Origin of the sequence: Testudinibacter sp. 'clade 2' (assembly GCF_006227735.1) — a bacterium.
Lineage (GTDB): Bacteria > Pseudomonadota > Gammaproteobacteria > Enterobacterales > Pasteurellaceae > Chelonobacter.
This window is the reverse complement of record NZ_VDHB01000212.1, coordinates 1-5,736: the sequence shown is the minus strand read 5'-3', so window position 1 is coordinate 5,736 and position 5,736 is coordinate 1. Positions and strand designations below refer to the sequence as shown.

At 45.0% G+C, this 5,736-nt stretch carries 5 protein-coding genes; 2 read left to right on the top strand and 3 right to left on the bottom strand.

Features of this window, described 5'->3' with window-relative positions; all coding sequences use genetic code 11:
* Positions 1-168: 168 nt before the first annotated feature.
* Both fabA and FHQ30_RS12695 read right to left on the bottom strand, forming a co-directional pair.
* Entirely contained in the window at positions 169-696 is a 528-nt protein-coding gene (fabA, locus tag FHQ30_RS12700; RefSeq protein ID WP_139610836.1) for a bifunctional 3-hydroxydecanoyl-ACP dehydratase/trans-2-decenoyl-ACP isomerase, read from the bottom strand.
* Between the two features lie 144 nt (positions 697-840).
* Positions 841-2,619, bottom strand: coding sequence for an AAA family ATPase (locus tag FHQ30_RS12695; RefSeq protein WP_176552609.1), 1,779 nt, complete (start codon positions 2,617-2,619; stop codon positions 841-843).
* Between the two features lie 156 nt (positions 2,620-2,775).
* Here FHQ30_RS12695 and matP point away from each other — a divergent pair, with 156 nt between their 5' ends.
* Together matP and FHQ30_RS12685 are read left to right on the top strand one after the other, a co-directional pair.
* Positions 2,776-3,222, top strand: coding sequence for a macrodomain Ter protein MatP (matP, locus tag FHQ30_RS12690; protein WP_132967565.1), 447 nt, complete (start codon positions 2,776-2,778; stop codon positions 3,220-3,222).
* A gap of 160 nt (positions 3,223-3,382) precedes the next feature.
* Complete coding sequence (locus tag FHQ30_RS12685) at positions 3,383-4,786, top strand: Do family serine endopeptidase (RefSeq protein ID WP_139610838.1); 1,404 nt, start codon at positions 3,383-3,385, stop codon at positions 4,784-4,786.
* A gap of 114 nt (positions 4,787-4,900) precedes the next feature.
* On the opposite strand, the gene bioD is transcribed toward FHQ30_RS12685, so the two are convergent.
* Positions 4,901-5,626 carry a dethiobiotin synthase gene (gene bioD, locus FHQ30_RS12680; RefSeq protein WP_139610839.1) on the bottom strand — a complete coding sequence of 242 codons (726 nt, stop codon included), beginning with the start codon at positions 5,624-5,626 and terminating at the stop codon, positions 4,901-4,903.
* Positions 5,627-5,736 lie beyond the last annotated feature (110 nt).

Below are 5,736 nucleotides of genomic sequence, written 5' to 3'. Positions count from 1 at the left end.
CTATTGATTTCGGCTTACGCCTAGATTGTGCTTATTTTAAACGACAACTCAAAATATAAACAAAGATCAACAGACCCTAGAAACAGCAGAAAAATAAAGAAAGCAAAACCGCACTTTTATATCGCTTTTTGCTTTTAAAGTGCGGTTGAGGATCTGATAAGAAACCTTTTAGAATGCCGCAGTATCTTGGAACAGCCCCACTTTCAGATCGGTGGCGGTATAAATCACCCGACCATCGACTTCAACTTCGCCGTCGGCAACGCCCATCACTAACTTACGGTTAATCACCCGTTTCATATGCAAACGATAGATGACTTTTTTTGCTGTCGGCAGAATTTGTCCGGTGAATTTCACTTCACCTACGCCCAACGCACGTCCTTTTCCTTCGCCACCAATCCAACCAAGGAAAAATCCAACCAATTGCCACATCGCGTCCAATCCCAGACAGCCCGGCATCACCGGATCACCAATAAAATGACAGCCGAAAAACGGGAGATCAGGATGAATATCCAATTCTGCTTCAATGTAACCTTTACCGAAATTTCCGCCGTCCTCAGTCATCAGATTCACTCGATCCATCATCAGCATCGTCGGTGCCGGCAATTGTGGCCCGGTCGGTCCAAATAATTCGCCACGCCCGGATGCCAATAGATCTTCATAGCTGTAAGACGGTTTTTTATTGGGAACAGTGCTCATATTTTCTTTCTCTCCATTTTACTATTGAAAAACGTTGTTATTTAAAACATAGCTAAAGATAGCAATAACGTGCAGCCAAAAAAGTTAACGGATTCTAACAAAGTTAATCGAAGAATAAAATAGCTAACAACTGTAAGCTGGAATTTATTTGCCATTTCTCATCGATTTGACCCAAGCCAAAAACTTGCTGAATGGCGGCACTACCAGTGTTTCAATCTTATTTTCGATACGTTGTGAAATAATCTCGGCAAGACTCTGTTCTCCCTCATCAAACTCTTTTTCAGGCAACAACTGTTTACCGGTTAACAGATAAACTGCCTGTTGTACATTTTCTACCGCCCAAATATGGAACTGACCGCACTTTACGGCTTCCACCACGTCAGACTGCAAACTCAGATTCTCGACCGCGGTTGCCGGAATAATCACGCCTTGCTTGCCATTTAAGCCGCGCGCCTGACAAATCGCATAAAATCCTTCAATTTTGAGATTAACCCCGCCGACCGAATGCACCAAACCCCCTTGATCAATCGCACCGGTGATCGCAATCCCCTGTTCAATGGCAACATTCGCCAACGCACTGACCAACACGCAAAACTGCGCCAACGAAGCGCTGTCACCATCAATATCCGCATACGATTGTTCAAAGGCAATCGACGCCGAAAACGGCAATTGTGCCGGCAGATCCAACAGATTACTCAAGCAGGCTTGCGCCAACAGTGTGCCTTTGCCGTGAATATTGCCTGCCAACTCACTTTTACGTTCAACATCAATAATCTCGCCGTCACCAAATTGTACGGTACACGTAATCCGGCTTGGTTCGCCATAGCTGACCGGAGTGCCGACATATTCAATCACCGATAAGCCGTTGATTTCGCCGACAAACTGCCCTTCACTGCAAATATAAATCTGTTCGCGTAAAATTTCATGTCGGCTATATGCTTGCAAAGCGGCACGTTGATAATCTAACTGTTGAAAATAGTGTTCAACATCTTGCGCTTGCAGTTGCTCTGCTGCCGGCTTCGTTTTGGCAATGGCAGTCAACCAATTTTTTAATTGCAATGGATTAATCGTTTGGCGTAAGCCGTCTTCACTTTCGCGCACCGCCTGACGGAAAAGTGCGGTCAGCGCACCATGGCTGAACTCCGGCAAACCCAACCGCTCAATCTGCCAATACAGATGGTTAATCCATAATTGCTGTGCTTCAACACTGTCGGTAAGAAAATAGCTGTCAACTTCTGCATATTGGGCAATATCGTATAAATGAGGCTCTAGCAGGGAAAATTCCGCCAGCGTTTCGCGATCGCCAAGCAGAATCAATTTCAACGGCAGTTGATAGCCAGGAATTTGATAATTCATCGGTTTCAACGGATTAGGCGATAGCCATTCAAAATAGCCACTGGATAAAAGATGTTTCAATCGCTGCCACAATGTCGGATTGCTCAACAGTGGACTAACCGCCAAAATCAGTACGCCATTGCAGACCTGATGTACTAACCCCGGCTGTAGTTTCAAATCATGGGATATCGGATGTTGTAACACCTGCCCGAATAAACGTGCCGAATCAAAATACAAGGCGTATTCCACCGCACTTTTGGCAGCAAAATTATCCTCAAGCGTCGTTGCCGGACAGGCTTCAATGACAGGGAACGAAAAAGAGTCCGCTTGCTCGATCACATAGTTGACACCACTGATCGGACGATTCCCCTGGCTGTGATGGCGGATATAATCTTGCAAAATATCGGCATAATCACGCTGCTCATCGGTTTTTAACACCAGCACCGAGCCACTTTCTGCATTCAGAAAGGAGGTAAGCGCCGTCAATGCTCTATCTTGTAACGCCAATGGTGTTACGGTTTTTTTATGCCGGCCGTCAAAATTGAGCTGCGGCGTCAATTGTCGCCAGTTTAAGCTGTCTACCTTCACATTTTTCTCTCTTATTATCGCTTTAGACGGCATTATACCCTGATTTAAACAAGTTGTTCACTTTGACCTGAAAAAAGAGTACACTCAAACGTGACAATGTAACATTAGTAACTGCCATAGATTGACCATACTTGGTGAATTACGAGGGAAAACCGGATGAAATACCAGAAATTAGAGAATCAGGAAGCGCATTGGAAATGGCTGTATCTGGCGAAAAAAGTCCGTAACGGCGAAACGATCAGCCGTTATCAGGAAAGGAGTTTGGAAGACGAAAAAGCCAATGAACTATTGCAACTGCAACATTATCCGGCACTCATTGAAGATTGGATCCGTCAGCATTTAGCCAATACGTTGGTGATTAAGTTAGATCAAGCCATTCGAGCCAGACGCAAACGCTTTTTCAATGCAGAAAAACGCGCCACCAAAAAGAAATCGATTGATTTAGAATACGCCGTTTGGTCAAGGCTCTCCAAGCATTCGCGCAAAATGCGGATGACCCTGTCCGAAACGATTATGTACATGATTGACGAAGCCGAAAACAAAGATTTGTATGCTAGTCAGGTTGACCTGATGAAAAAAAATTTGCAGGAACTCCTTGAATAACATTTGAGCAATACCATCTATTTGCTACAGATTACGGAACATTTGCACAAAATATCTGTCTTACTGTAAAGATTAAGCTTAATACTACCTCAGGCAAACAGGTTGTATTGTTTCCCTGTATGTCATGTTCAACACAATATTTTTATGAGATTTAATCAAGATGAAAAAGAGTCAATTTATTTTATCAGCCGTAGTTCTGGGCTTGAGTTTATTTAATTTGCCGGCAATGGCGCAAACGGAAAGCACCCCAAGCACGACCTTAACCGAGACCTTGCTGCAAGCACCATCGTACCTCAACCAACAAACCCCTAGTTTGGCGCCGATGTTAGAAAAAGTGCTGCCAAGTGTGGTGACGGTGAATGTTACCGGCACGCAAAGCCAACAAGATTCGATGATTCCGGAAGAGTTTAAGTTCTTTTTCGGGCGTGATATGTTCGGCAACAGCGCACCACGCGAATTCAAAGGGTTAGGTTCCGGCGTGATTATCGATGCAGAAAAAGGTTATGTATTAACCAACAATCATGTGATCGATAACGCTGATAATATCACCCTTTCGCTGCAAGACGGACGAGAAGTGAAAGCCAAATTATTAGGCACCGACGCTCAATCTGATGTGGCGTTGCTGCAAATCGAAGAGCCAAAGAATTTAACTGCAATTAAACTGGCGGATTCAGATAAGATCCGCGTTGGCGACTACACCGTTGCCATCGGTAATCCATTTGGTTTAGGACAAACAGTGACGTCCGGTATTATTTCCGCTTTAGGACGCTCGACCGGTATGGATGGCGGCAGCTATGAAAACTACATTCAAACCGATGCCGCAGTCAATCGTGGCAATTCCGGCGGTGCTTTAATCAACCTGCGTGGTGAGCTGATTGGAATCAATACGGCGATTATTGCTCCAAGCGGCGGCAATGTCGGCATTGCTTTTGCGATTCCAAGTAACATGGCAAGCAGCCTGGTCCACCAAATTGTTGAATTTGGTGAAGTCCGCCGCGGAATTTTGGGCATCAAAGGCGGTGAATTGAGCGCAGATCTGGCAAAAGCCTTTGGCATCGACTCCAAAAAAGGCGCCTTTGTCAGTGAAGTGCTACCAAATTCTGCTGCTGCCAAAGCGGGCTTAAAAGCCGGTGATGTAATCACTGAAATTAATGGTCAACCCATCAACAGCTTTGCTGAACTGCGTGCCAAAATTGCCACCACCGGCGCCGGAAAAACCGTTAATTTGACCTATCTGCGTGAAGGCAAAACGGAAAAAGCCGATGTGGTGCTGCAATCTGACGATCAAGCGCAAACCAGCGCTAATAGCCTGATTCCGGGTTTAAATGGAGCTGATTTGGGCAACTATGACAAAGACGGGCGTAAAGGTGTTGAAATCTTAAAAGTAGAAGCCAAATCTTCGGCCGAACAGCTTGGTTTGCAAGTCGGCGATGTGATTGTCGGCGTCAACCGTCAAGCAATTAGTAACATCGGTGAGTTGCGTAAAATTTTGGATAATAAACCATCAGCCGTAGCGCTGAATATCACGCGCGGCAATAATAACTTCTATTTATTGATTCCATAATACCGCACTTTAATTGCAAATAATTTGTGCCCAAAATCCCGATATTATTCGGGATTTTTGCGAGGTGAGCCGGGTAGGTATTCCCCCGGCTTTACTTTAGGCACTGGGGGGAAGTCAACGGATAGTCTGCAAATAGCTCAAACGGTCAATATTATTCATAAAACCGGACAAATCTTGTTTTTCAGGATGATATAAATACGGAATCTGCCCTAGCAACGGTGCTTCAATTTTGCTGGAAAGCAACTCGATAATTGCGCTGTAATTACTCAAGCCGGGATTAATCCGATTGGCAACCCAGCCGATTAACGGCACACCGCTCTTTTCAATCGCCTGCACCGTCAGCAGGGCGTGGTTGATGCAGCCTTCTTTAATCCCGACCACCAATACCACCGGCATTTGGTGTTGACTGACCCAATCAGAAAAATCCAGCTCACGATTGATCGGGGTTAGCCAGCCGAACGTGCCTTCGACCAGCACGGTTTGATAGCGCAATGATAAACGTTTTAGATCATGGTTCAGCTTATCAATATTAATTAATTGCGGCTGTTCCAAAAAATCATTCAGCCCCGGCTCTTGCTCTAACGGCATGGTATAACTGTTAATATCCTGATATTGCAGCGACTCGCCACTGCTCTCCAGCAGGCTCAACACATCAATATTCTGCTGATTTTGTGGCTCCGGTGTCGCTTCCAAATAGGGATGATATCCACCGTCGCCACAGGCTATCGGCTTATAACCGACAATTTGACACGCTTGCTTGCGCAATGCCTGAATAATAGCTCGGCTGGCAACGGTTTTGCCCACACCGGTATCGGTGCCGGTAACAAAAAAACAACTCATAATCTGCCCTCTACATATAAATTGCACGAGAGGGATTGTAAGCAAAAACAGGAATCAATTTATTGAGCTAACACAAGTTTTTATCAATTAACGTTAGGGTCTGTTGATCT

Coding starts and splice junctions, on each gene's coding strand:
- bioD (WP_139610839.1), bottom strand. CDS start 5,626: ATGAGTTGTTTTTTTGTTACCGGCACCGATACCGGTGTGGGCAAAACC.
- fabA (WP_139610836.1), bottom strand. CDS start 696: ATGAGCACTGTTCCCAATAAAAAACCGTCTTACAGCTATGAAGATCTA.
- FHQ30_RS12685 (WP_139610838.1), top strand. CDS start 3,383: ATGAAAAAGAGTCAATTTATTTTATCAGCCGTAGTTCTGGGCTTGAGT.
- matP (WP_132967565.1), top strand. CDS start 2,776: ATGAAATACCAGAAATTAGAGAATCAGGAAGCGCATTGGAAATGGCTG.